The 681-nt window shown below is 69.6% G+C and carries 1 protein-coding gene; it reads left to right on the top strand.

Annotated features, from left to right (window positions below; genetic code table 11):
- Positions 1-681 (top strand): beta-ketoacyl reductase (locus tag FPZ47_RS27805; protein WP_144957542.1); only part of this gene is annotated, 681 nt, incomplete at both ends.

Below are 681 nucleotides of genomic sequence, written 5' to 3' on the forward strand. Positions count from 1 at the left end.
CGAGTTGTTCGAGGCGGGGGTGTTGCGGCCGTTGCCGGTGACGACGTTTGACGTGCGGCGCGCGCCGGCGGCGTTGCGGTATTTGAGCCAGGCGCGTCATGTCGGCAAGGTCGTGATGACGTTGCCTTTCGGGCCTGGTGGCGCGCTGGGTGCCGGCACGGTGTTGGTCACCGGTGGGACGGGGATGGTGGGGTCGGCGCTGGCGCGTCATGTGGTGGCGCGGCACGGGGTGCGCAACCTGGTGTTGGTGAGCCGGCGTGGGCCCGAGGCGCCGGGGGCCGCGGAGTTGGTGGCCGAGTTGCGGGCGGCCGGGGCCGGGGTGCAGGTGGTGGCCTGTGATGCGGCCGATCGTGAGGCGTTGGCCAAGGTGATCGCCGATATTGGGGTGCAGCATCCGCTTTCGGCCGTCATTCACGCCGCCGGGGTGCTCGATGATGCGGTGGTGACGTCGTTGACGCCCGAGCGTGTGGATGCGGTGTTGCGGGCCAAGGTGGATGCGGCGTGGAATCTGCACGAGTTGACCCGTGATCTGGATGTGTCGGCGTTTGTGCTGTTTTCGTCGATGGCGGCGCTGGTGGGGTCTTCGGGGCAGGGCAACTACGGTGCGGCCAACGCGTTCCTGGATGGGTTGGCCGCGCACCGGCGGGCTCATGGCCTGCCGGCGATCTCGCTGGGCTGGGG

It is taken from the genome of Mycobacterium helveticum (genome assembly GCF_007714205.1).
In the GTDB taxonomy this organism is placed as follows: domain Bacteria; phylum Actinomycetota; class Actinomycetes; order Mycobacteriales; family Mycobacteriaceae; genus Mycobacterium; species Mycobacterium helveticum.